Annotated in this window: 23 protein-coding genes and 1 tRNA gene; all 24 read left to right on the top strand. The window is 41.4% G+C overall.

The features are described 5' to 3' along the window. Positions 1-30: 30 nt before the first annotated feature. The 24 genes from xseA to B7723_RS04525 all read left to right on the top strand — a co-directional run bounded on the left by xseA (position 31) and on the right by B7723_RS04525 (position 24,574). A complete protein-coding gene (xseA, locus tag B7723_RS04410) occupies positions 31-1,371 on the top strand; it encodes an exodeoxyribonuclease VII large subunit (RefSeq protein ID WP_084849767.1) in 1,341 nt (446 codons plus the stop codon). Next, entirely contained in the window at positions 1,349-1,561 is a 213-nt protein-coding gene (locus B7723_RS04415; protein ID WP_000043226.1) for an exodeoxyribonuclease VII small subunit, read from the top strand. The genes xseA and B7723_RS04415 overlap by 23 nt, the downstream gene beginning before the upstream one ends. Beyond that, a complete protein-coding gene (locus B7723_RS04420; RefSeq protein WP_084849766.1) occupies positions 1,558-2,433 on the top strand; it encodes a polyprenyl synthetase family protein in 876 nt (291 codons plus the stop codon). The genes B7723_RS04415 and B7723_RS04420 overlap by 4 nt, the downstream gene beginning before the upstream one ends. Next, positions 2,426-3,241: a TlyA family RNA methyltransferase gene (locus tag B7723_RS04425; protein ID WP_084849765.1), complete on the top strand. Its 816-nt coding sequence runs from the start codon at positions 2,426-2,428 to the stop codon at positions 3,239-3,241. The genes B7723_RS04420 and B7723_RS04425 overlap by 8 nt, the downstream gene beginning before the upstream one ends. Beyond that, entirely contained in the window at positions 3,234-3,665 is a 432-nt protein-coding gene (locus B7723_RS04430; RefSeq protein ID WP_001034390.1) for an arginine repressor, read from the top strand. Before B7723_RS04425 ends, B7723_RS04430 begins: the two co-directional genes overlap by 8 nt. Positions 3,666-3,671: 6 nt before the next feature. Continuing rightward, positions 3,672-5,339 carry a DNA repair protein RecN gene (gene recN, locus B7723_RS04435; protein WP_084849764.1) on the top strand — a complete coding sequence of 556 codons (1,668 nt, stop codon included), beginning with the start codon at positions 3,672-3,674 and terminating at the stop codon, positions 5,337-5,339. After that, positions 5,340-6,068: a metallophosphoesterase family protein gene (locus B7723_RS04440; protein WP_045591141.1), complete on the top strand. Its 729-nt coding sequence runs from the start codon at positions 5,340-5,342 to the stop codon at positions 6,066-6,068. It begins immediately after the preceding gene. Between the two features lie 78 nt (positions 6,069-6,146). Further along, positions 6,147-7,970 (top strand): translation elongation factor 4, encoded by a 1,824-nt coding sequence (lepA, locus tag B7723_RS04445; RefSeq protein WP_001047193.1) that lies wholly within the window; start codon positions 6,147-6,149, stop codon positions 7,968-7,970. Positions 7,971-8,111: 141 nt separating this feature from the next. Beyond that, positions 8,112-8,735 (top strand): hypothetical protein, encoded by a 624-nt coding sequence (locus tag B7723_RS04450; RefSeq protein ID WP_084849763.1) that lies wholly within the window; start codon positions 8,112-8,114, stop codon positions 8,733-8,735. Between the two features lie 81 nt (positions 8,736-8,816). Then, positions 8,817-9,665, top strand: coding sequence for a DNA-processing protein DprA (gene dprA / locus B7723_RS04455; RefSeq protein ID WP_084849762.1), 849 nt, complete (start codon positions 8,817-8,819; stop codon positions 9,663-9,665). A gap of 117 nt (positions 9,666-9,782) precedes the next feature. Further along, on the top strand, positions 9,783-11,870 hold the full coding sequence (gene topA / locus B7723_RS04460) for a type I DNA topoisomerase (RefSeq protein WP_084849761.1): 2,088 nt from the start codon (positions 9,783-9,785) through the stop codon (positions 11,868-11,870). Positions 11,871-11,976: 106 nt separating this feature from the next. Next, positions 11,977-12,336 (top strand): YbaN family protein, encoded by a 360-nt coding sequence (locus B7723_RS04465; protein ID WP_084849760.1) that lies wholly within the window; start codon positions 11,977-11,979, stop codon positions 12,334-12,336. Positions 12,337-12,429: 93 nt separating this feature from the next. After that, positions 12,430-13,062: a copper homeostasis protein CutC gene (locus B7723_RS04470; protein ID WP_084849759.1), complete on the top strand. Its 633-nt coding sequence runs from the start codon at positions 12,430-12,432 to the stop codon at positions 13,060-13,062. 43 nt (positions 13,063-13,105) lie between these two features. Further along, the gene (locus B7723_RS04475) at positions 13,106-13,762 is read left to right on the top strand and encodes an MmcQ/YjbR family DNA-binding protein (protein ID WP_084849758.1); all 657 of its coding nucleotides are present in this window, start codon (positions 13,106-13,108) and stop codon (positions 13,760-13,762) included. A 314-nt stretch (positions 13,763-14,076) separates the two neighbouring features. Then, on the top strand, positions 14,077-15,639 hold the full coding sequence (locus B7723_RS04480) for a 2-isopropylmalate synthase (protein WP_042902190.1): 1,563 nt from the start codon (positions 14,077-14,079) through the stop codon (positions 15,637-15,639). 11 nt (positions 15,640-15,650) lie between these two features. Continuing rightward, positions 15,651-16,688, top strand: coding sequence for a 3-isopropylmalate dehydrogenase (gene leuB, locus B7723_RS04485; protein ID WP_084849757.1), 1,038 nt, complete (start codon positions 15,651-15,653; stop codon positions 16,686-16,688). After that, complete coding sequence (locus B7723_RS04490; protein WP_000700091.1) at positions 16,685-16,954, top strand: DUF1294 domain-containing protein; 270 nt, start codon at positions 16,685-16,687, stop codon at positions 16,952-16,954. The genes leuB and B7723_RS04490 overlap by 4 nt, the downstream gene beginning before the upstream one ends. A gap of 3 nt (positions 16,955-16,957) precedes the next feature. Then, positions 16,958-18,340 (top strand): 3-isopropylmalate dehydratase large subunit, encoded by a 1,383-nt coding sequence (gene leuC, locus B7723_RS04495; RefSeq protein WP_000907571.1) that lies wholly within the window; start codon positions 16,958-16,960, stop codon positions 18,338-18,340. A 9-nt stretch (positions 18,341-18,349) separates the two neighbouring features. After that, positions 18,350-18,943 (top strand): 3-isopropylmalate dehydratase small subunit, encoded by a 594-nt coding sequence (gene leuD, locus B7723_RS04500; RefSeq protein WP_000410640.1) that lies wholly within the window; start codon positions 18,350-18,352, stop codon positions 18,941-18,943. Between the two features lie 29 nt (positions 18,944-18,972). After that, positions 18,973-19,752 (top strand): L-threonylcarbamoyladenylate synthase, encoded by a 780-nt coding sequence (locus tag B7723_RS04505; protein WP_084849756.1) that lies wholly within the window; start codon positions 18,973-18,975, stop codon positions 19,750-19,752. Positions 19,753-19,967: 215 nt separating this feature from the next. Then, complete coding sequence (locus tag B7723_RS04510; protein ID WP_084849755.1) at positions 19,968-21,956, top strand: McrB family protein; 1,989 nt, start codon at positions 19,968-19,970, stop codon at positions 21,954-21,956. Next, complete coding sequence (locus tag B7723_RS04515; RefSeq protein WP_084849754.1) at positions 21,943-23,274, top strand: McrC family protein; 1,332 nt, start codon at positions 21,943-21,945, stop codon at positions 23,272-23,274. Before B7723_RS04510 ends, B7723_RS04515 begins: the two co-directional genes overlap by 14 nt. Positions 23,275-23,448: 174 nt before the next feature. Further along, the gene (locus B7723_RS04520; protein ID WP_000931163.1) at positions 23,449-24,435 is read left to right on the top strand and encodes a GMP reductase; all 987 of its coding nucleotides are present in this window, start codon (positions 23,449-23,451) and stop codon (positions 24,433-24,435) included. A gap of 67 nt (positions 24,436-24,502) precedes the next feature. Further along, a tRNA-Arg gene (locus B7723_RS04525) sits at positions 24,503-24,574 on the top strand. Positions 24,575-24,643 lie beyond the last annotated feature (69 nt).

Raw genomic sequence — 24,643 nt, forward strand, 5'->3', positions numbered from 1 at the left:
GAAAAGCAAGAAAATGAATAGTAGGTGGAGATGGAAAAGTATTTATCGGTAACAACTTTGACCAAGTATCTGAAAATGAAATTCGATAAAGACCCTTACTTGGAACGGGTCTATTTAACTGGTCAAGTTTCCAACTTTCGTAAACGACCTACTCACCAATATTTCTCCTTAAAAGATGACCATGCAGTTATTCAAGCGACCATATGGTCAGGGATCTATCAGAAATTAGGTTTCGACCTCGAAGAGGGAATGAAAATCAATGTGATTGGGCGTGTGCAGGTCTATGAACCCAGTGGGAGCTACTCTATCATCATTGAAAAGGCTGAGCCTGATGGGGTTGGGGCGCTCGCGATTCAGTTTGAACAACTCAAGAAGAAACTGACAGAAGAAGGCCTGTTTCAAGAACGCTTCAAGCAACCTCTTCCCCAGTTTTCTAAGCGAATTGGTGTAGTAACCAGTCGCAGTGGAGCCGTTATTCGAGATATTATCACGACCGTCAGCAGGCGTTTTCCTGGTGTTGATATCCTTCTCTATCCGACCAAGGTGCAAGGTGATGGAGCTGCTGAGGAAATTGCTCGAAATATTGCGCGTGCCAATCAACGTGAGGACCTAGATGTTCTCATCATTGGTCGTGGTGGTGGTTCCATCGAGGATCTCTGGGCCTTTAACGAAGAAATTGTGGTACGGGCTATTTTTGAATCCCGTTTACCCATCATCTCTAGTGTTGGTCATGAGACGGATGTGACCTTGGCGGATTTTGTGGCAGATAGACGGGCTGCAACGCCAACAGCTGCAGCTGAACTGGCAACGCCTGTGACTAAGTTGGATGTGTTAACTCATTTGCAAAATCAAGAAAAACGGATGGCAACAGCAGTCCGAAATGTCCTATCTAAGAAACATGAAGCTTTGAAAAAATGCAGTCAGTCAGTCATCTTTAGACAGCCAGAGCGTTTGTATGATGGTTATTTACAACGGTTAGATCAACTGCAACTGCGATTAAAACAAAGTTTGCGCACACAGATTTCCGATAACAAACAACTAGTACAAGCAAGGACACATCAACTGGTGCAATTATCACCTGTGACCAAAATCCAACGCTATCAAGACCGCCTAGGTCAGTTGGATAAGCTCCTACGTAGCCAAATGGCGCTTGTTTATGATACCAAGGTTGCTGAAGTCAAGCGACTTTCAGAAGCTTTGTTGATGTTGGATACCAGTCGAATCGTGGCGCGTGGTTATGCAATTGTCAAAAAAGAAGAGTCCGTAGTCGATTCTGTTGAGATGTTGAATAAAAAAGACCAAGTGACGCTTTTGATGCGAGATGGTCAAGTAGAATTAGAGGTTAAAGATGTCAAAACAAAAGAAATTTGAGGAAAATCTAGCAGAACTGGAAACCATTGTCCAAAGTTTGGAAAATGGTGAAATTGCTTTGGAAGATGCGATTGCGGCCTTTCAAAAGGGCATGGTCTTGTCAAAAGAGCTCCAAGCGACACTGGACAAGGCTGAAAAGACCTTGGTTAAGGTCATGCAAGAAGACGGAACAGAAAGTGATTTTGAATGAAGAAGCAAGAAAAATTAGCTCTTGTTGAATCGGCTTTGGAAGATTTTTATGGAGACCAGCAGTTTGCTTCTAGTCTACGAGAGTCCGTTCTCTATTCCATTCATGCTGGTGGCAAGCGTATTCGACCTTTTCTCTTGTTAGAGGTTTTGGAAGCCTTGCATGTTGCTATTAGACCAGCACACGCGCAGGTGGCTGCGGCCTTGGAAATGATTCATACAGGAAGCTTGATTCATGATGATCTTCCTGCTATGGATGATGACGATTACCGTCGAGGGCGTTTAACCAATCATAAGAAATTTGGCGAAGCGATGGCAATATTGGCAGGAGATGCTTTGTTCCTAGATCCCTATGCCTTAATAGCGCAGGCGGATTTGCCAAGTCAGATCAAGGTGGATTTGATTGCCAACTTATCCCTTGCTTCAGGAAGTCTAGGCATGGTTGCAGGGCAGGTTTTAGATATGGAAGGCGAACACCAGCATTTGTCCTTGGAAGAACTCCAGACCATTCATGCCAATAAAACTGGAAAATTACTAGCCTATCCTTTCCAAGCCGCCGCTATCATAGCAGAATTAGCGCCTGAAATCCAAGCAAAACTGAAAACGGTTGGTGAATTAATCGGACTGGCCTTTCAAGTCAGAGATGATGTGTTGGATGTGACCGCTAGTTTTGAGGAAATCGGCAAAACACCACAAAAGGATTTACAAGCAGAAAAGTCGACCTACCCAGCCTTGTTGGGCTTGGAAGAGGCCATTGCCTTTTGTAACCAAACTCTGGATCAAGCCGAGGCTAAATTAGAAGAAATTGCCCAGCAGGTTCCCTTTGAAACAGAATCGATTGTGAAAGTAGTAGAAAGTTTGAGAATCAATGGCTAAGGAAAGAGTGGATGTACTAGCTTATAAACAGGGCTTGTTTGAAACGCGAGAACAGGCCAAGCGCGGTGTCATGGCAGGTCTAGTCGTAGCTGTCCTCAATGGGGAGCGCTTTGACAAACCAGGAGAGAAAATCCCAGATGACACTGAGCTAAAACTCAAGGGTGAAAAACTCAAGTATGTCAGTCGTGGTGGTCTAAAACTGGAGAAGGCCTTGCAGGTCTTTGATTTGTCAGTCGAGGGAGCGACAACGATTGATATTGGAGCTTCCACTGGAGGATTTACTGACGTCATGTTGCAAAATGGTGCTGAGTTGATCTTTGCAGTCGATGTTGGCACCAATCAGTTGGCTTGGAAATTACGTCAAGACCCGCGGGTTGTCAGCATGGAGCAGTTTAATTTTCGTTATGCTGAAAAGACTGATTTTGAGCAGGAACCAAGCTTTGCCAGTATTGATGTGAGTTTCATTTCCCTCAGTCTGATTTTGCCTGCTTTGCATCGTGTCTTGGCTGATCAAGGTCAGGTGGTGGCACTTGTTAAACCCCAGTTTGAAGCAGGTCGTGAGCAGATTGGGAAAAATGGAATCATTCGAGATGCCAAGGTTCATCAAACTGTCCTTGAATCTGTCACTGCTATGGCAGTTGAGCAAGGTTTTTCAGTGCTTGGATTAGACTATTCACCAATCCAAGGTGGACATGGAAACATTGAATTTCTGGCATATTTGAAAAAGGAAGAGGGAGCAAGTAATCAAGTTGCCCCCGAAATAGAAAAAGTTGTAGAGAGAGCACATAGAGAATTTAAAGATGAATAAAAAAGAGAGACTTGAAAAAATTAGAAGATTTGTTACGGATTATCAAATCGGGACTCAGGAAGAAATCGTTGAGCATTTGAAGGAAGCAGGTATTTCTGCTACGCAAGCCACTGTCTCAAGGGACATCAAGGAGCTTGGGATTGTTAAAATTCCTTTGAAGAACAACACCTATATCTATGAGTTGCCAAAATCAATCGTCAAAAGTTTGCAGTTGGCTGAGGACAATATTGTGAGTTCTGAGTTAATGGGAAATATGATCAACCTTGCTGTCATTCCTGGAAATACTATTTTTGTGAAGAGTCAGCTGGTTGAAGCATTTTCTGAACAGATTTTTAGCTGTCTAGCTGATGATGATTCTATCTTAATTGTAGCTAGAACAGCAGAGGCAGCTGAAGAAATTGTTGAACAAGTCAAAAAATGGTAGGTCAGTATGTTACTTGAAATTTCGATAAAAAACTTTGCCATTATTGAGGCGATTTCCCTCAATTTTGAAAAGGGTATGACTGTTTTAACCGGGGAAACGGGTGCTGGAAAGTCTATCATTATCGACGCTATGAATCTCATGTTGGGGGCTCGTGCAACGACAGACGTTATTCGCCACGGTGCGCCAAAGGCAGAGATTGAGGGGCTTTTCTCGGTTGAAAACAGTCGCCTTTTACAGGAACTTTTTGATGAGCAAGGTTTAGAATTGGGGGATGAGATTATCATCCGTCGGGAAATTTTGCAAAATGGTCGTAGTGTTAGTCGCGTGAATGGTCAGATGGTCAATCTTTCCGTCTTGCGTGCCATTGGGCAACACCTTGTGGATATCCATGGTCAGCATGACCAAGAGGAGTTAATGCGTCCTCAACTGCACATTCAGATGTTGGATGAGTTTGGTGATGCTGCTTTCTTGGAGTTGAAGGAGACCTATCAGACGAGCTTTGATGCCTATCGCAAAATGCGCAAGCAGGTTTTGGAAGTCAAGAAAAACCAGCAGGAACACAAGGCTCGTATTGAGATGTTGGAATTTCAAATGGCAGAGATTGAGGCTGCAAACTTGCAAGCTGGTGAAGACTTGGCTCTCAACCAAGAACGAGATAAACTCCTCAATCATAAAAATATTGCGGATACGCTGACTAATGCCTATAGCATGTTAGACAATGAGGAATTCTCCAGTCTTGCTAATGTCCGTTCAGCCATGAATGACATGGAAAGTGTTGAAGAATACGACCCTGAATACCGTGAAATTTCAAGTTCTCTGTCAGAGACCTACTATGTTTTAGAAGATATTACAAAGCGTTTAGAAGATATTATTGAGGACTTGGATTTTGATGGCAATCGCATCATGCAGGTTGAAAATCGCTTAGACCTTATAAATACTATTACCCGCAAGTACGGTGGAACTGTGGACGATGTTTTGCTTTATTTTGCCAAGATTACGGATGAGTACAATCTCTTGACTGGAAATAACCTTTCTTCCGAAGATATGGAAGCAGAGCTCAAGAAATTGGAAGTTAATCTTGTCGATTTGGCAGGGCAGCTTGCATCAGCTCGCCATGACTTGGCCCAGCAGCTTGAAGCTGAGATTAAGCAAGAATTGCAAGACCTCTATATGGAGAAGGCACAATTCCAGGTTCGCTTTAGTAAGAGTAAATTCAGCCGTGAAGGAAATGAAACAGTTGAATTTTACATTTCCACCAACCCAGGTGAAGATTTTAAGCCTTTGGTCAAAGTTGCATCTGGTGGGGAATTATCCCGTCTCATGCTAGCTATTAAATCCGCTTTTTCACGTAAAGAGGGCAAGACTAGTATTGTCTTTGATGAGGTAGATACGGGAGTTTCAGGTCGCGTGGCCCAAGCCATCGCTCAAAAGATTCATAAGATTGGCCAGCATGGTCAGGTTCTTGCTATCTCTCACCTTCCACAAGTGATTGCCATCGCGGATTATCAATTCTTTATTGAGAAGATTAGTGACGAACACTCAACGGTGTCGACAGTTCGTCTCTTGACTTTAGAAGAGCGAGTAGAGGAAGTAGCTAAAATGTTGGCTGGGAAAAATGTAACCGAAGCTGCCCTTACTCAAGCCAGAGAATTATTGCAAACGAGGATGAAATAAATGACAGACTATTATGTAATTGGAGATGTTCACGGAAAGGCAGGTATGCTAGAAGATCTGCTCAAAACCTGGGATGGTCAAACTCAGCTGCTCTTTCTAGGGGATTTGATTGACCGTGGTGAGGATAGTCGCCGTGTTCTAGAAATGGTAAAAGACTTGGTCGACAATCAAGGGGCTATCTGTCTATCAGGAAACCACGAGTATATGTTTCTGACTTGGCTCGATGACCCAGAAGAAAGCTATGACCATTATCGTCGCAATGGTGGAGATACAACTATTAACTCAATCCTAGGTCGCCCCTTGGATGCACCAGTTGATGGCGTAGAAGATGCCAAACGGGTTGCGACAGAAGCAGCAGACTTGGTCGAATTTATTCGTCAAATGCCTTTTGTTGTTGAGACAGACAAGTATATCTTTGTGCACGCTGGTATTGATTTGACCTTGGATGATTGGCATGAAACTACAGATTATAAGAAAGTATGGCTCAGAAAACCATTCCACGAAGCCGAAAATCATACTGGAAAAACCATTGTCTTTGGCCATACACCAGTTTATGGTTTGCTCAAGCAAGACCGAGGTACTGCTGAGCTTTGGATAACAGAGGATGGCAAGATTGGCATGGATGGAGGGGCTGTCTATGGTGGTGTCCTTCATGGAATCGTCTTTACAGACCAAGGAATGACAGAACACCACTTTATCGAAAATGATGGCTTTATTGCCGAAGATTAGTACTCCTAGCAGGGTATGGTCTTGTCAAAATGTTAAAAACAATTTATAATTAATAGATCCCCTGAAAGGAAGAGCATCATGAACTTAGAAGAATTGAAGAAACGTCAGGAGAAGATTCGAAACTTCTCTATTATCGCCCATATTGACCATGGGAAATCAACACTGGCAGACCGCATTTTGGAAAAGACGGAGACGGTTTCTAGTCGTGAAATGCAAGCCCAGCTTCTGGATAGTATGGATCTTGAGCGTGAACGTGGGATTACCATTAAACTCAATGCTATTGAGCTCAATTACACTGCAAAAGATGGCGAGACCTATATTTTCCACTTGATTGACACGCCAGGGCACGTGGACTTTACCTATGAAGTGTCGCGTTCGCTAGCCGCCTGTGAAGGGGCGATTTTGGTAGTTGACGCTGCACAAGGAATTGAGGCACAAACTCTTGCCAACGTTTATCTAGCCTTGGACAATGATTTGGAAATCCTGCCAGTCATTAACAAGATTGACCTTCCAGCAGCCGATCCTGAGCGCGTTCGTACAGAGATTGAGGATGTTATCGGACTGGATGCCAGTGAAGCGGTCTTAGCTTCAGCCAAAGCTGGTATTGGGATCGAAGAGATTCTTGAGCAGATCGTTGAAAAAGTTCCAGCTCCAACGGGTGATGTTGCAGCACCACTCAAAGCCTTGATTTTCGACTCTGTTTACGATGCTTACCGTGGGGTTATCCTGCAAGTGCGTGTTATGGACGGAGTGGTCAAACCTGGTGATAAGATTCAGCTCATGAGCAATGGCAAGACCTTTGATGTGACGGAAGTTGGTATTTTCACACCGAAAGCAGTTGGTCGTGATTTTCTTGCGACTGGTGACGTTGGTTATATTGCGGCTTCTATCAAGACGGTTCAAGACACTCGTGTGGGTGATACAGTGACCCTAGCAAGCAATCCAGCAGCAGAACCGCTAGATGGATACAAGCAGATGAATCCTATGGTCTTTGCAGGTCTTTACCCAATCGAGTCAAACAAGTACAATGACCTTCGTGAAGCCCTTGAAAAATTGCAACTTAACGATGCCAGCCTGCAGTTTGAACCAGAAACATCTCAGGCTCTTGGATTTGGTTTCCGTTGTGGATTCCTTGGACTTCTCCATATGGATGTTATCCAAGAGCGTTTAGAGCGTGAGTTCAACATTGATCTTATCATGACAGCTCCGTCTGTTATCTATAAGGTTAACCAAACTGACGGTGAGTCTATGGATGTGTCTAACCCCTCTGAATTTCCAGACCCAACCAAGATTGCGACTATTGAAGAGCCTTATGTCAAGGCGCAAATCATGGTACCGCAGGAGTTTGTCGGAGCGGTGATGGAACTGGCTCAGCGCAAGCGTGGGGATTTTGTGACCATGGACTATATTGATGATAATCGTGTCAATGTTATCTATCAAATTCCGCTTGCTGAAATTGTCTTTGACTTTTTTGATAAGCTTAAGTCTTCGACGCGTGGTTATGCAAGCTTTGACTACGAATTGTCAGAGTACCGTCCATCTAAGCTGGTCAAAATGGATATCCTCCTCAATGGAGACAAGGTGGACGCCCTCAGCTTTATCGTTCACAAGGATTTTGCCTACGAACGAGGGAAACTCATCGTGGATAAACTTAAGAAAATCATCCCTCGTCAACAATTTGAGGTGCCGATCCAAGCAGCTATTGGGCACAAGATCGTGGCTCGTACAGATATCAAGGCCCTTCGTAAGAACGTACTTGCCAAATGTTATGGTGGTGACGTTTCTCGTAAACGCAAACTCCTTGAAAAACAAAAAGCTGGTAAGAAACGCATGAAAGCTATCGGATCAGTAGAAGTCCCACAAGAAGCCTTCCTTAGCGTCTTGAGCATGGATGAAGAATAGAAATAAAAAAAACTCTTGAAGATTTTTCAAGAGTTTTTGCTTTAAATGAGAGTGATAAAATCGGAAGCTAACAGAATAGATTAGGTTAGAATTTGACAGAAGTCCTTATTTTTCTTATAATGCAGATGGAAAGGTGGTAGGATGAAAAAATTATTAATTTTAGGTACTGTAGTTACTGCTAGTGTTTTTCTAGCTTCATGCTCCAATAATTCGCAAACAGCAACCGAAGAAAGTTCGACTGCGGTTGTTAGGCCTTCTAGCAGTCAGGAAACGAGTAGTTCTAGCTCTGCTGTTTCTGAAGCGAAAAAGGAAGAGACGCAAATCATCGGTTCGAATGAATATGGTTTTGTCAAGGTACCCAAATCATGGGTTCAATTCCATGAAGTAGAAGGTGGAAATGATATACAGTATAGTGATGGAACAGATATCAACATTGTTACGCTGAATACCTTTAAGGCTGAGCAGTTTAATATCAGCGAAGAAGAATATGCTAAACTGGATATTGTGACTGTCTCATCTAGTATTTTAACTTCCAAAGAACAAAGTTCTGATTTCAGTAAGGTTTGGGGCTCCAAATCGACCATTGGAGGCTATGAAGCCTATGTTGTCAATGCAATTGCTAAATCAGGGAAATACCTCGTTACCTGGGTTTTCCGATCAAATGATGGTAAAATCCGCTATGTTTCACTTGAAGGGGATGGGGAAACTTTAAAAACAATCTTACCGATGGTTGAAAGTAGCTGGTCAACTACTAAATCTGAATAAATGAAAAAAAGAAGATTCTTGGTCTTCTTTTTATTTTTTTTACGAATAGATAGATGAGTAGAAAAAGAAATGGAGTTGTATATGAAGATTACAAACTATGAGATTTATAAATTGAGAAAAGCTGGGCTGACCAATCAACAAATTTTAACTGTTCTTGAATACGACGAGACTGTAGATCAGGAGCTCTTGCTAGGTGATATTGCAGAAATATCTGGATGCCGTAATCCTGCTGTCTTTATGGAACGCTATTTCCAGATAGATGATGCACAGTTGGAGAAGGAGTTCCAAAAATTTCCATCCTTCTCGATTCTTGATGACTGTTATCCTTGGGATCTGAGTGAGATTTATGATGCTCCAGCGCTCTTGTTTTATAAAGGAAATCTAGACTTATTGAAATTTCCAAAGGTTGCTGTTGTAGGGAGTCGTTCATGTTCTAGTCAGGGAGGAAAATCGGTTCAGAAAGTCATTCAAGGTTTGGAAAACGAATTAATCGTGGTCAGTGGTTTAGCCAAAGGGATTGATACGGCTGCCCATATGGCTGCACTCCAGAATGGAGGAAGAACAATTGCTGTCATTGGAACAGGATTGGATGTTTTTTATCCCCGCGCCAATAAACGTTTGCAGGAACACATTGGCAATCACCATTTGGTACTTAGCGAATACGGACCTGGTGAGGAACCCTTGAAATTTCACTTTCCAGCTCGTAATCGAATCATTGCTGGCCTTTGCCGTGGTGTGATTGTAGCAGAGGCAAGGATGCGTTCTGGTAGTCTCATCACCTGTGAGCGAGCTATGGAGGAAGGGCGTGATGTTTTTGCTATTCCAGGAAACATTTTAGATGGCCATTCAGATGGCTGTCACCACCTGATTCAAGAGGGAGCAAAACTGATTAGCAGTGGTCAAGATGTGCTGGCTGAGTTTGAATTTTAAGGAGAAATTTGTTCACTCAGATAAACTTTTCTTCTATATATAGGACTTAGGTCTTGACAGCTATAGAAAAATGGTTTACACTTTATAAAGTTTATTACTTTGAAAAGGTGTGATAGTGTGGCTACGGCAACAAAGAAGAAAAAATCAACAGTTAAGAAAAATCTAGTCATCGTAGAGTCGCCTGCTAAGGCGAAAACGATTGAGAAATATCTAGGCAGAAATTACAAGGTTTTAGCCAGTGTCGGGCATATCCGTGATTTGAAAAAATCCAGTATGTCAGTCGACATTGAAAATAACTATGAACCGCAGTATATCAATATCCGAGGAAAAGGCCCTCTCATCAATGACTTAAAAAAAGAATCAAAAAAGGCCAATAAAGTCTTTCTGGCGAGTGACCCGGACCGTGAAGGAGAAGCAATTTCCTGGCATTTGGCTCACATTCTCAACTTGGATGAGAATGATGCCAACCGTGTAGTCTTTAATGAAATCACCAAAGACGCAGTAAAAAATGCCTTTAAAGAGCCTCGCAAGATTGACATGGACTTGGTCGACGCCCAACAAGCTCGTCGTGTCTTAGACCGCTTGGTCGGGTATTCGATTTCGCCAATTTTGTGGAAAAAGGTCAAGAAGGGCTTATCAGCAGGACGCGTGCAGTCTGTTGCCCTTAAGCTCATCATTGACCGTGAAAATGAGATCAATGCATTCCAACCAGAAGAATACTGGACAATTGATGGTGTCTTTAAGAAGGGAACCAAGCAATTTCAGGCTTCTTTCTATGGTATGAATGGCAAAAAGATGAAATTGACCACCAACGAAGAAGTAAAAGAAGTCTTGTCCCATTTGACTAGTAAAGATTTCACAGTAGACCAGGTAGATAAGAAAGAACGCAAACGCAATGCGCCCCTACCTTATACGACTTCAACCATGCAGATGGATGCGGCTAACAAAATCAATTTCCGTACTCGAAAGACTATGATGGTGGCTCAACAGCTCTATGAAGGAATCAATATCGGATCGGGCGTGCAAGGTTTGATTACCTATATGCGTACAGACTCGACTCGTATCAGTCCTGTGGCTCAGAACGAAGCTGCAAGCTACATTAACGACCGTTTTGGTAGCAAGTATTCCAAGCATGGTAGCAAGGTCAAGAATGCCTCAGGTGCTCAGGATGCTCACGAAGCCATTCGCCCATCTAGTGTCTTTAACACACCAGAAAGCATCGCTAAGTACTTGGACAAAGACCAGCTCAAGCTCTATACCCTTATCTGGAACCGTTTTGTGGCTAGCCAGATGACAGCTGCTATCTTTGATACTATGGCTGTTAAGCTCTCTCAAAAGGGGGTTCAGTTTGCGGCAAATGGAAGCCAAGTTAAGTTTGATGGATATCTTGCTATTTATAATGACTCTGACAAAAACAAAATGTTGCCGGATATGGCAGTAGGAGATGTGGTCAAACAGGTCAATAGCAAGCCAGAACAACATTTCACTCAACCACCTGCTCGCTATTCGGAAGCGACTCTTATCAAGACCTTGGAGGAAAATGGGGTTGGACGTCCGTCAACCTACGCTCCAACCATTGAAACCATTCAGAAACGTTATTATGTTCGCCTTGCAGCTAAACGTTTTGAACCAACAGAGTTGGGTGAAATTGTTAATAAACTCATTGTTGAATATTTCCCAGATATTGTCAATGTGACCTTCACAGCTGAGATGGAAGGAAAACTGGATGATGTCGAAGTTGGTAAAGAGCAGTGGCAACGTGTCATTGATGAATTTTATAAACCATTCTCTAAAGAGGTAGCCAAGGCTGAATCCGAAATGGAAAAAATCCAGATCAAGGATGAGCCAGCTGGATTTGACTGTGAAGTTTGTGGCAGTCCAATGGTGATTAAGCTCGGTCGTTTTGGTAAATTCTATGCTTGCAGCAACTTCCCAGACTGCCGTCATACACAAGCGATTGTTAAGGAGATTGGTGTCGAGTGTCCAAGCTGTCATCAAGGACAAATCATCGAACGCAAAACCAAGCGCAATCGTATCTTCTATGGTTGCAATCGTTACCCAGAATGTGAATTTACTTCCTGGGACAAACCAATTGGCCGTGACTGTCCAAAATGCGGACACTTCCTAGTGGAGAAAAAAGTCCGTGGTGGTGGCAAGCAGGTTGTATGTAGTAATGGCGACTACGAAGAGGAAAAAATTAAATAAAATGCAGAGTCCTGAAAATGAATTTCAGGCTCTTTTTTGTTGATGCTTGACAAATTTCCCCCTTGTATGCGAAACTAGAGGAAGAGTAATTTATCTAGGAGAAATCATGCGTATCATTTACCTCAGTATTGGCTTTATTTCACTGGCTTTAGCTGTTATTGGAGTTGTCTTACCACTTTTACCAACAACACCCTTTCTTTTGTTAGCTATCGCTTGCTTTTCTAAATCTTCTAAGCGTTTTGAAGACTGGCTTTATCATACAAAGCTTTATCAGACTTATGTAGCTGACTTTCGGGAAACCAAGTCAATCGCGCGAGAACGAAAGAAAAAAATCATCATATCTATCTATATCTTGATGGGGATTTCTATTTATTTTGCCCCTCTTTTGCCAGTCAAAATCGGTCTGGGAGCCTTGACTATCTTTATCACCTACTATCTCTTTAAAGTTATTCCTGACAAAGAATAGATAAAAATAGTAGTTATTTGCCTTGATAAAAATGAAAGCCTATTTAAAATAATATGATATAATAAATTTAAAGAAAACATCAAGGAGAATCAAATGATTTACGAATTTTGTGCTGAAAATGTGACCTTGCTTGAAAAAGCGATGCAGGCTGGAGCTCGTCGAATCGAACTTTGTGACAATCTAGCAGTGGGTGGAACAACACCTAGCTATGGAGTGACCAAGGCAGCGGTTGAACTGGCAGCTAACTACGATACGACCATTATGACCATGATTCGTCCCCGTGGTGGCGACTTTGTCTATACTAATCTTGAAATAGCGATCATGCTAGAAGACATTCGTTTGACTGCTCAGGCTGGAAGTCAAGGGGGTGTATTTGGGACATTAACTGCTGATAAGAAGTTAGATAAGCCTAATCTTGAGAAGCTGATTGCCGCATCTAAAGGAATGGAAATTGTCTTTCACATGGCCTTTGATGAATTGAGTGATGAAGATCAGTTGGAAGCCATTGACTGGCTCAGCCAAGCTGGTGTTACCCGTATCTTAACTCGTGCTGGTGTGTCTGGAGACTCGCTAGAGAAACGTTTCGCTCATTATCACAGAATTTTGGAACATGCTAAAGGTAAAATTGAAATTCTACCAGGTGGGGGGATTGACTTGGATAACCGTCAAACCTTTATCGACCAGCTGGGTGTGACACAATTGCATGGAACCAAGGTTGTCTTTTAAAAAATAGAAAGGAACTGCTAGCTTTTGGTAGCAGTTTTCACTTATGTTTGAAATTTTTAAATCCTATCAGTTTAATAAAGAAAAAGCCCATGCCTATGGTTTTGTAGAAAATGGAGAAGTCTGGACCTATAGTTGCCAGATTTTGCAGGGTGAATTTTTCATGACAGTCTCCATCACTCCTGATAATGTGAGCTTTCAGGTTTTTGACCAGGAAACGGGTGACCTCTATCCTCAAGTACATATGGAAAGCATGAGGGGAAGTTTTGTTGCAAGTATCCGTGAGGCTTGTTTGGAGATTCTTTACCAGATTCGGAAGGCTTGTTTTGATGTGCAGGATTTTATCTATCCTCAGACTAAGCGTATCATGACTCAAGTTCAGGAAAAGTATGGTAATCAGTTGGAGTATCTGTGGGAAAAGTCTCCTGATACAGCTGTATTACGCCATGAAGGTAATCAAAAGTGGTATGCTGTTTTAATGAGAATTCCATGGGATAGGCTGGAAAAGGGCAGAGAGGGGCTAGTCGAAGCAGTCAACCTCAAACACGACCAAGTAGCTGACTTGCTTTCAAAAAAAGGCATTTATCCAGCTTTTCATATGAACAAACGCTACTGGCTTAGTCTGGCGCTTGATGATAGTTTGCAAGATGAAGAAGTGATAGAACTCATCGAAAGAAGTTGGAACTTGACTGTGAAAAAATAAGGAAAGTTACTTGAGTTTTCAAATACTTTCAATTAGCAAAATATTCTTTACTGAAGAAATTTTCAGAAAATAATGGATTTTTTATTGACAAGTGTTTTTAGCTATGCTAAAATACTAAACAAGATATCAAACGAAGGAGAAAGTCAAACATGAAAACAGCTAAGTTTAATCAATTTGCTTTGTTGTTGAGGTACTCGGGCTAGTGCAAAAGCATTAGTCCTGTTTGGCTTACCAAGCGGGAGTAAATCAACATCTCGCTTGGGCTTCTGAGCGAGATGTTTTTTTAAAACCACATTTGGAAAAGGGGAAATCTTATGCGTAAAGTTGAATTTTTTGATACAAGCCTTCGTGATGGGGAACAAACACCTGGTGTTAACTTCTCAATAAAGGAAAAAGTTTCTATTGCAAGACAGCTGGAGAAATGGGGAATTTCTGTAATTGAAGCTGGTTTTCCGGCTGCTAGTCCAGATTCATTTATAGCCGTTCAAGAAATTGCTAAAGTTATGAAAAAAACAGCAGTGACAGGATTAGCTCGTTCTGTAAAATCTGATATTGATGCTTGTTATGAGGCGCTTAAGGATGCCAAGTATCCCCAAATTCATGTCTTTATCGCTACCAGTCCGATTCACCGCAAGTATAAGCTCAATAAGAGCAAGGAAGAGATTTTAGAAGCTATCAAGGAACATGTTTCTTATGCACGTTCTAAGTTTGAAATCGTCGAATTCTCTCCTGAAGATGCGACTAGAACAGAGTTGGATTTCCTCTTACAAGTCGTTCAAACAGCGGTCGATGCAGGTGCATCTTATATCAATATCCCTGACACAGTTGGCTTCACGACTCCAGAAGAGTTTGCACGCATCTTTGATCACTTGACTGAAAATATTAAATCAGATCATAAAGTTGTCTTTGGTGTCCACTGTCACGATGATCTCGGTATGGCAACTGCAAATACTTTGACAGCAATTAAACACGGTGCTGGACGTGTCCAGGGAACTATTAATGGTATCGGTGAACGCGCAGGTAATGTTGCTCTTGAAGAAGTAGCTGTTGCTTTGAAGATTCGTGAGGATTTCTTCCAAGCAACTAGTGATATTGTTTTGGATGAAACAATGAATACGTCTGAAATGGTTTCTCGCTTCTCTGGTATTCCAGTTCCTAAAAATAAGGCTGTCGTTGGTGGCAATGCCTTCTCTCATGAATCGGGTATTCACCAAGATGGAGTCCTTAAAAATCCTCTCACTTATGAGATCATCACACCTGAATTGGTCGGTGTCAAGAGTAATAGTCTTCCGCTTGGAAAATTGTCAGGTCGCCATGCCTTTGTTGAAAAACTAAGAGAACTGGCTCTAGATTTTACAGAAGAGGATATCAAACCACTCTTTGCTAAGTTCAAGGCTCTGGCAGACAAGAAACAAGAAATCACAGATGCAGATATTCGAGCTCTGGTAGCTGGAACTATGGTTGAAAATCCAGAAGGCTTCCACTTTGATGATTTGCAACTTCAAACCCATGCAGACAATGAAATTGAAGCACTTGTTAGTCTAGCCAACATGGATGGTGAAAAAGTCGAATTTAATGCAACAGGGCAAGGTTCCGTTGAAGCAATCTTTAACGCTATTGATAAGTTCTTCAACCAATCTGTCCGCTTGGTGTCCTATACCATTGACGCGGTAACAGATGGTATCGATGCCCAGGCTCGGGTTTTGGTCACTGTTGAAAACAGAGATACAGAAACCATCTTTAACGCAGCAGGTCTTGATTTCGATGTATTGAAGGCTTCCGCTATTGCCTATATCAATGCCAATACTTTTGTTCAAAAAGAGAATGCAGGTGAGATGGGGCATAGCGTTTCCTACCGAGACATGCCTAGTGTGTAAAGGAGAAGGCTATGACAAAGAAAATAGTAGCTCTAGCAGGAGATGGAATCGGTCCAGAAATCATGGAAGCTGGTTTAGCGGTTCTGGAAGCTCTAGCTTCAAAAACAGGATTTGGCTATGAGATGGACAGACGCCCCTTTGGAGGTGCAGGAATTGATGCTGCGGGGCATCCCTTACCTGATGAAACCCTCAAGGCATGTAGAGAAGCAGATGCTATTCTCCTAGCGGCTATCGGTAGTCCCCAGTATGATGGAGCATCGGTTCGGCCTGAACAAGGCTTGCTGGCTCTTCGTAAGGAACTCAATCTCTATGCCAATATTCGCCCTGTTAAGATTTTTGATAGTCTCAAGCATTTGTCACCTCTCAAACCGGAACGAATTGCTGGTGTAGACTTTGTCGTGGTACGTGAGTTGACAGGTGGGATTTACTTTGGAGATCATATCCTTGAAGAGCGGAAAGCGCGTGATATCAACGACTACAGCTACGAAGAATTAGAGCGGATTATTCGCAAGGCATTTGAAATTGCAAGAAATCGCAGAAAAATCGTTACTAGTATCGATAAGCAAAATGTTCTAGCGACTTCAAAACTCTGGCGCAGAGTAGCTGAGGAGGTTGCGCAAGATTTTCCAGATGTAACCTTGGAGCACCAGTTGGTGGACTCAGCTGCCATGATCATGATTACCAATCCTGCCAAGTTTGATGTCATCGTGACGGAAAATCTTTTTGGAGATATCTTATCTGATGAATCAAGCGTTCTATCAGGCACTCTTGGTGTTATGCCATCAGCCAGTCATTCTGAAAAGGGGCCAAGTCTTTATGAGCCTATTCACGGTTCAGCGCCTGATATTGCAGGTCAAGGAATTGCCAATCCTATCTCTATGATTTTGTCAGTTGCTATGATGTTGAGAGACAGTTTTGGACGTTATGAGGATGCAGAGCGTATCGAGCGTGCTGTTGAAGCTAGTTTAGCGGCTGGCATTTTAACAAGAGATATTGGAGGACAGGCTTCGACTAAGGAAATGACAGAAGCCATCATTGAAAGATTATGAAGATAAATGAAGGAATCACGCTTGCCCTCTTGATTTGGAATTTGCTGATTTTCTTGATTTATGGCATTGACAAATCCAAGGCAAGAAGAGGTGCTTGGCGCGTCCCAGAGAAAATCTTACTCATTTTAGCCCTTACTTGTGGTGGTTTTGGTGCCTGGTTGGCAGGAATCACCTTTCATCACAAGACTAGAAAATGGTATTTTAAAACAGTTTGGTTTCTCGGGATGGTGACCACGCTAGTAGCCTTATATTTTATTTGGAGGTAATGGATGGCAGGAAAATCAATTTTTGATAAATTATGGGACCGCCATGTCATCACAGGAGAAGAAGGGCAGCCCCAACTCATGTATGTGGACCAGCACTATATTCATGAAGTGACTAGTCCCCAAGCTTTTCAAGGATTACGAGATGCAGGCCGCAGATTGAGACGACCAGACTTGACATTTGGAACCTTTGACCACAATGTACCAACGGTCAACATCTATGATATTCGAGATGTTATTTCTAAGGCCCAAATTGATAAGCTTGCTGAAAATGTTGAGGAGTTTGGGATTGAACATGCGGCCCACGGTTCTGAAAAGCAGGGAATCGTTCACATGGTAGGTCCAGAAACAGGACGGACCCAACCAGGAAAATTCATCGTCTGTGGAGACAGTCACACAGCTACTCACGGAGCTTTCGGAGCTATCGCCTTTGGGATTGGGACCAGTGAGGTTGAGCATGTCTTTGCTACTCAGACACTCTGGCAAGTTAAACCCAAGAAAATGCTGGTAGAATTCACTGGTGTTCCTCAAAAAGGAGTTTATTCTAAGGATTACATTCTCGCCTTAATTGCCAAGTACGGCGTTGCCTGTGGTGTTGGCTATGTGGTGGAATATCGTGGGCAAGCAATTGATGCACTGACCATGGAAGAGAGAATGACCATCTGCAATATGTCCATCGAGTTTGGCTCCAAGATGGGAATTATGAATCCAGACCAGACTACCTATGACTATCTCAAGGGACGGGAATGCGTTCCCGAAGCTTTCGAGGAGGCGGTTGCTGACTGGAAGACGCTTGTCAGCGATGATGATGCTGTCTATGATAAGGTTATCCGGATGGATGTCTCAGACTTGGCTCCTATGGTGACCTGGGGAACCAATCCTGCTATGGGCGTCGACTTTGACAGTAGTTTTCCAGAAATTAAGGATATGAATGATGAACGAGCTTATCATTACATGAACTTGGAGCCTGGCCAAAAGCCAGCGGATATTGAACTAGGTTATATCTTTATCGGGTCTTGTACCAATGCTCGACTCAGTGACTTACAGCTGGCTGCGCGATTTGTCAAAGGGAAGAAAATTGCTCCCAACTTAACGGCTATCGTGGTTCCAGGCTCTCGTCCTGTCAAACGAGCTGCTGAGAAGTTGGGCTTGGATAAGGTCTTCTTAGATGCTGGCTTTGAATGGAGAGACCCAGGTTGTTCTATGTGCCTAGGGATGAATCCTGACAAGGTCCCTGATGGTGTTCACTGTGCCTCAACTAGTAACCGCAATTTTGAAGACAGACAGGGATTTGGCGCTAAGACTCATCTCTGCAGTCCAGCCATGGCAGCGGCAGCAGCTATCGCAGGGCGTTTCGTAGATGTTCGACAAATGCCAGAAGCCCAGTAAGGAGAGGATATGGAGAAATTTACAGTTTATACAGGAACGACCGTTCCTCTCATGAATGATAACATCGACACCGACCAAATACTCCCCAAGCAGTTTCTCAAGTTAATTGATAAAAAAGGCTTTGGTAAGTACCTCATGTATGCTTGGCGTTATCTGGACGATAACTATACTGAGGATCCAGACTTTGTTTTTAACCGACCAGAATACCGTAAAGCCAGTATTCTTATCTCAGGGGACAACTTTGGCGCAGGATCGTCCAGAGAACACGCAGCTTGGGCTCTGGCCGACTATGGTTTTAAGGTCGTGATTGCAGGTTCTTTCGGTGATATTCATTACAATAATGAACTCAATAATGGCATGTTGCCCATTGTTCAGCCTAGAGAGGTTAGAGAAAAGCTAGCCCAACTCAAACCGACTGACCAGGTAACTGTGGACTTGGAACAACAAAAAATCATCTCACCAGTTGGAGAATTCACTTTCGAAATAGATAGCGAGTGGAAACACAAGCTCTTAAATGGTTTGGATGATATCGGAATTACTTTGCAGTATGAAGATTTGATTGCTGCCTATGAAAAACAACGTCCGGCCTACTGGCAGGATTAAAAGAAAAATAGAAAAGGAACTATAGAACTATGACAAAACACATTCAATGGAACGGAACACTTTCACAAGAAGGCTATGACATTTTAAAAGGTGAGGGCGGATGTATCGTTTGTCCTACTAAAGTTGGTTACATTATCATGACGAGCGATAAGGCAGGTCTTGAACGCAAATTTGAAGCTAAAGAGCGTAACCGTAACAAACCAGGTGTTGTACTTTGTGGTAGCATGGATGAGCTTCGCGCTTTAGCACAACTCAACCCAGAAATTGAAGCCTTCTACCAAAAACATTGGGACGAAGACATTCTCCTCGGTTGTATCCTTCCATGGAAACCAGAAGCTTTTGAAAAATTGAAAGCATACGGTGATGGCCGTGAGGAGCTCATGACAGACGTTCGTGGTACTAGCTGTTTTGTCATCAAGTTTGGTAAAGCTGGTGAACAGTTGGCTGCTAAACTTTGGGAAGAAGGTAAAATGGTCTATGCCTCATCAGCTAACCCATCTGGTAAAGGAAACCGTGGTAAGGTGGAAGGTATCGGTCAACGTATCGAAGGAGCAGTGGACCTTGTCATCGAAGCAGACGACTATGTGGCATCTATCCAACCTGACAAAACGATTGAAACTCGCTACGAGCAAGGTGTGATGGTATCTATGGTTGATAAAGATGGTAAGCTCATCCCAGAACAAGGAGGAGACCGTTCAATCTCACCAGCTCCAGTTGTGATCCGCAAAGGGCTTGACATTGATAAAATCATGATGCACCTGTCAGATACCTTTAACTCATGGGACTACCGTCAAGGTGAGTATTATTAAAATAAAAAAAGAAGTCTAGTGTTATGAGGGAATAAAGTTCTCTACACTGGGCTTTTTCTTTAGAATTTCTTTTCTTTTTTTAATAGATATGATATGCTAGATGCAGAATATATATTAATAGGATGTGGTTTCGTTCAAAGTAAAATATCTTACTTTGAACGAAACAAATATAATTTACGTCTAACAATAAATTTTTAATAGGCAAGGAAAACACAATGGTTTCAAAACAAACTTTCATTGACAGGATAAAAAAAGAATTCCCAGATGCAATTGAAAATCAAACAAAAAGTTATATTTCTTTTCAGGTTAAAAATAGGAAAGGGAAGTTACAAAATTTTATAGAAATTAATTTTCAAAATAAAGGAATAAAGATTGCCGTTCTCTCTAAGAGTCTTCATGATTCAGATATTTTGTTGTTTAATAAGAAGCCTGATTCATTCGGTTGGACACTTGATGCTGAGTATTTTATTGAGGATGAAAATTCATTAAATGATATTTTACCTTTTATAAATAAATCTTATGAGTTTGTAAAAAGTGGAATTAAATCAGAGTGTTATAAAGTCTTCAGAGAGTTTTTGTCTAAATTTGTGAATCAATCAAATATCTATAATTCAAAAGATATAGAAATTAAACGTTCTCAAAAATTAGATGGAGCTGAACAGATTTACCCTGCACTGACTATTGAGGGTATTCCGTACAAAGTTGAAATGCTTAACACAGGTCATTTTGGTCCAAAGAGTGGTAATGGATATATTAAATCACCTTACTTTGGTTATCGGCTGAGTGACATGGATAACTCATGGATAAATATAAGGTGTGGTTTTCAGAGATTTAAACTCACAGAATTTAAAATAGTAAAATGGTATAGTAATAATCGAGATGAAGATTTAGATTATAAATACCTTGTCAAGGACTTAGAGTTGGAATCAACTGCTGAACCTAACGATATTTTAAAAGAGTTTTATGATAATTTCACTAGTTTTTATAGAGAATCAGAAAAGGAAGAGATAAACATGTCAGAAAATATCAACGAGTATAAGAATATATTATTACAATCCAAAAACTTCATTCTTCGAGGTGCTCCTGGCACAGGAAAAACTTATCTTACTAAAGAAATTGCTAAAGAATTAACGGGTGGCAACGAAGACCAAATCGGCTTTGTACAATTTCATCCATCCTATGATTATACTGATTTTGTAGAGGGGTTGAGACCTGTATCAAATGGTGATGGAGCTATCGAGTTTAAGCTAGAAGATGGTATTTTCAAGAAGTTTTGCCAGAAGGCTAAAGAAGCTCAGAAAACTGGAGGCCAAGATAATTTTGAGGAAGCGTGGGATCTTTATCTTGAATATGTAAATAGCAGAGATGAAAAAGAATATTTGACAGAATTTTCCTATCTCACAGTAAATAGTAGAAATAATTTTAATATCAATTATGAAACTAAAGCCCAAGGAACTTGCTTAACAAAATCTTATGTTTATGAACTCTATAAAGATGAAAAATATCTGAAACAGCCTTATTATCGTAATCAAGGAAAAAAAGTCCTAGAAACTTTAAAGAAAAGATTTGGTCTGAAAGATTATATTTCTCCAACAGAGATTGACACAGACAAGAAATTCGTTTTCATCATCGATGAAATCAATCGTGGTGAGATTTCTAAGATTTTTGGTGAACTCTTTTTCTCTATTGACCCTGGTTATCGTGGTGAAAAGGGGAGTGTTTCCACCCAGTATGCTAATTTACATGAGACGGATGACAAGTTTTATATTCCTGAGAATGTCTACATCATTGGAACTATGAATGATATTGACCGTTCAGTAGATACCTTTGATTTTGCTATGCGTCGTCGTTTCCGTTTTGTTGAAGTTACTGCTGAAAGTCAAGTTGCTATGTTGGATAAAGAACTAGATATCCATGCAGAAGAAGCAAAACTTCGTCTTAGAAATTTGAACGCTGCTATCGAAAACGTTCAGGAGCTAAATAGTCATTATCATATCGGACCAAGTTATTTCCTTAAGTTGAAGGATGTGGATTTTGACTATGAGTTACTCTGGTCTGATTACCTCAAACCTCTATTGGAAGATTACTTACGTGGTTCTTATGAAGAGGCCGAAACTCTGGATACATTGAAAAAAGCATTTGATCTGACAAATAACGAGCAAACAGTTCAGCAAGATACTGGTGATGATAATGCGGATAACTGATAATCAGCATAGAATTGCTAGAGAAGACTTTGTCGCAGAATTTCCCAACCTAAGTCAAGCGCTCCTTGATAGAACACTAGATAACCTATCTCAAGAGGACAATATTTTTATTTTTCCAAATGATTTGATGAATTCTCCTGATTTAGACAAGGACCAAAAGATTTTGGAAACAGTTAATCAGGAAATCAAGACAGGCAATGTGATTGGTTTTCTGGGATGCGGTCAGGAAAGATTAACGATTTCCTCTCGTTTTTCTGATGAAAGTAACGACCATTTTTTACATTATCTTTTACAAAAGGTTCTCAATATCAATCTGAATAGTTTGGATGTCGGTTTATCTCCTGAAGATAAACTCTATCAACTCTTGGTTTACCTCTTTCCAAAGTATCTGCAAGCTGCTCTCAGAAAAGGTCTTTATAAGGAATACCAGCGATTTTTCCATAACGATAGTCATGTAAAGGGTGTACTAGATGTTGGAAATCATCTGAAAAAAAATCTCCCTTTTACGGGAAATATTGCCTATACCACTAGAGAGTTCACCTATGATAATCCACTCATGCAGTTGATTCGGCATACGATTGAGTACATAAAGACTCAAAAAAGTTTTGGAGCACTACTCGATAGTAATCGTGAAAATATGGCAGAAATCGTGCGAGTAACTCCAGCTTATAAACTAGCTGATCGTGCCAAGATTATCAGAATGAATAAAATCAAACCCATCCGACACGCCTATTTCAGAGAGTATAGAAAATTACAGGAACTCTGCTTGATGATTCTGAGTAGAGAAAAGCATGGTCTTGGACCCCAAGCCCAAAGGGTACATGGTATTCTCTTTGATGTTGCCTGGCTTTGGGAAGAGTATGTTTATACCTTGTTGCCAAAAGTTTTCATCCATCCACGAAATAAGGATAAGACGGACGGAATTTCAGTATTTTTAAACGATAAAAATCATGAAAATCGCAAAAGGCGTGATCGAAAAGTATATCCAGATTTTTATGACAGAGAACGAAAGATTGTTCTAGATGCAAAATATAAAAAACTGGAGTTCACTGAAAAAGGAATCAACCGTGAGGACTTATTCCAGCTGATTTCCTATTCTTATATTTTAAAAGCTGAGAAAGCTGGATTGATTTTTCCTAGTATAGAGAGGTCAGTAAATAGTGAGATAGGAGAAGTAGCGGGGTACGGAGTTTTGCTTAAAAAGTGGTCTATCCAAATCCCTCAAAAGGCTTCATCTTATAGTGAATTTTGTGAAATGATGGAAAACTCCGCAGAAATGTTTAAAGCAATTATTGATGAGGAAGTTGGGAGAAATTAATCTCACCGCTTCCTTTTGCTATTTATACAAGTAATTTCCGAACGATATGATGTGATTATTACAAATATTTGACAAAATCTGTACCTTGATTTATAATAAATCAAGGAAACGTCGTAAAAGACGTAGGGATGCGCAAGCATAGGTAGGTCATTACAAAAGAAACGAGACATCGATATGTTAAATGAATTTCCAATTTTTGATTACGAAGATATTCAGTTGATCCCAAATAAATGTGTCATTAAAAGTCGTGCAGAAGCAGACACGAGTGTCACACTTGGAAATCACACTTTCAAACTACCTGTTGTACCAGCAAATATGCAGACGATTTTGGATGAGAACGTAGCAGAACAACTGGCTAAAGGTGGCTACTTCTACATTATGCATCGTTTTGATGAGGCTGGGCGCATTCCTTTTATCAAACGCATGCACGATCAAGGGCTTATTGCTTCTATTTCAGTCGGTGTCAAGGATTACGAGTATGATTTTGTTAGCCAACTCAAGGCTGATGCTCCTGAGTATATCACGATTGACATTGCTCATGGTCATGCGGATAGCGTGATTTCTATGATCCAACACATCAAGAAAGAATTACCAGATACTTTTGTCATTGCTGGTAACGTGGGAACACCAGAAGCTGTTCGTGAATTGGAAAATGCTGGGGCGGATGCAACAAAGGTTGGAATCGGTCCTGGTAAGGTTTGTATTACCAAGGTAAAGACTGGTTTTGGTACAGGTGGCTGGCAATTGGCTGCCCTACGCTGGTGTGCAAAGGCTGCGCGTAAACCGATCATCGCTGATGGTGGGATTCGTACTCATGGTGATATTGCCAAGTCTATTCGTTTCGGTGCCAGCATGGTCATGATTGGTTCCCTTTTTGCAGGACATATCGAAAGCCCGGGGAAAACGATCGAAGTTGATGGGGAACAGTTCAAAGAATACTATGGTTCAGCTTCACAGTATCAAAAAGGCGCTTACAAAAATGTGGAAGGCAAACGCATCTTACTGCCTGCTAAAGGACATTTGCAAGACACCCTTACTGAGATGGAGCAGGATCTGCAAAGTGCCATTTCCTACGCAGGTGGACGAAAAGTTGCTGACCTTAAACACGTTGATTATGTTATCGTGAAAAACTCTATCTGGAACGGGGATGCTTCACACTAACGGACGCTTAGTCTACCCATAAAAAACTTGTTATTAGAGCAAATTTCTGTTATAATAAGACAAGTTTCCACCCTTAGTGTAATGGATATCACGTAAGATTCCGGTTCTTGAGATGGGGGTTCGATTCCCTCAGGGTGGATGTAAATAGCCTATGAAAGCCTTAAATAAGGCTTTTTTCTTTATCTCTCCCCAAGTTTGCTCCTAAAAT

The organism is Streptococcus oralis subsp. oralis, assembly GCF_002096435.1.
Lineage (GTDB): Bacteria > Bacillota > Bacilli > Lactobacillales > Streptococcaceae > Streptococcus > Streptococcus oralis_AA.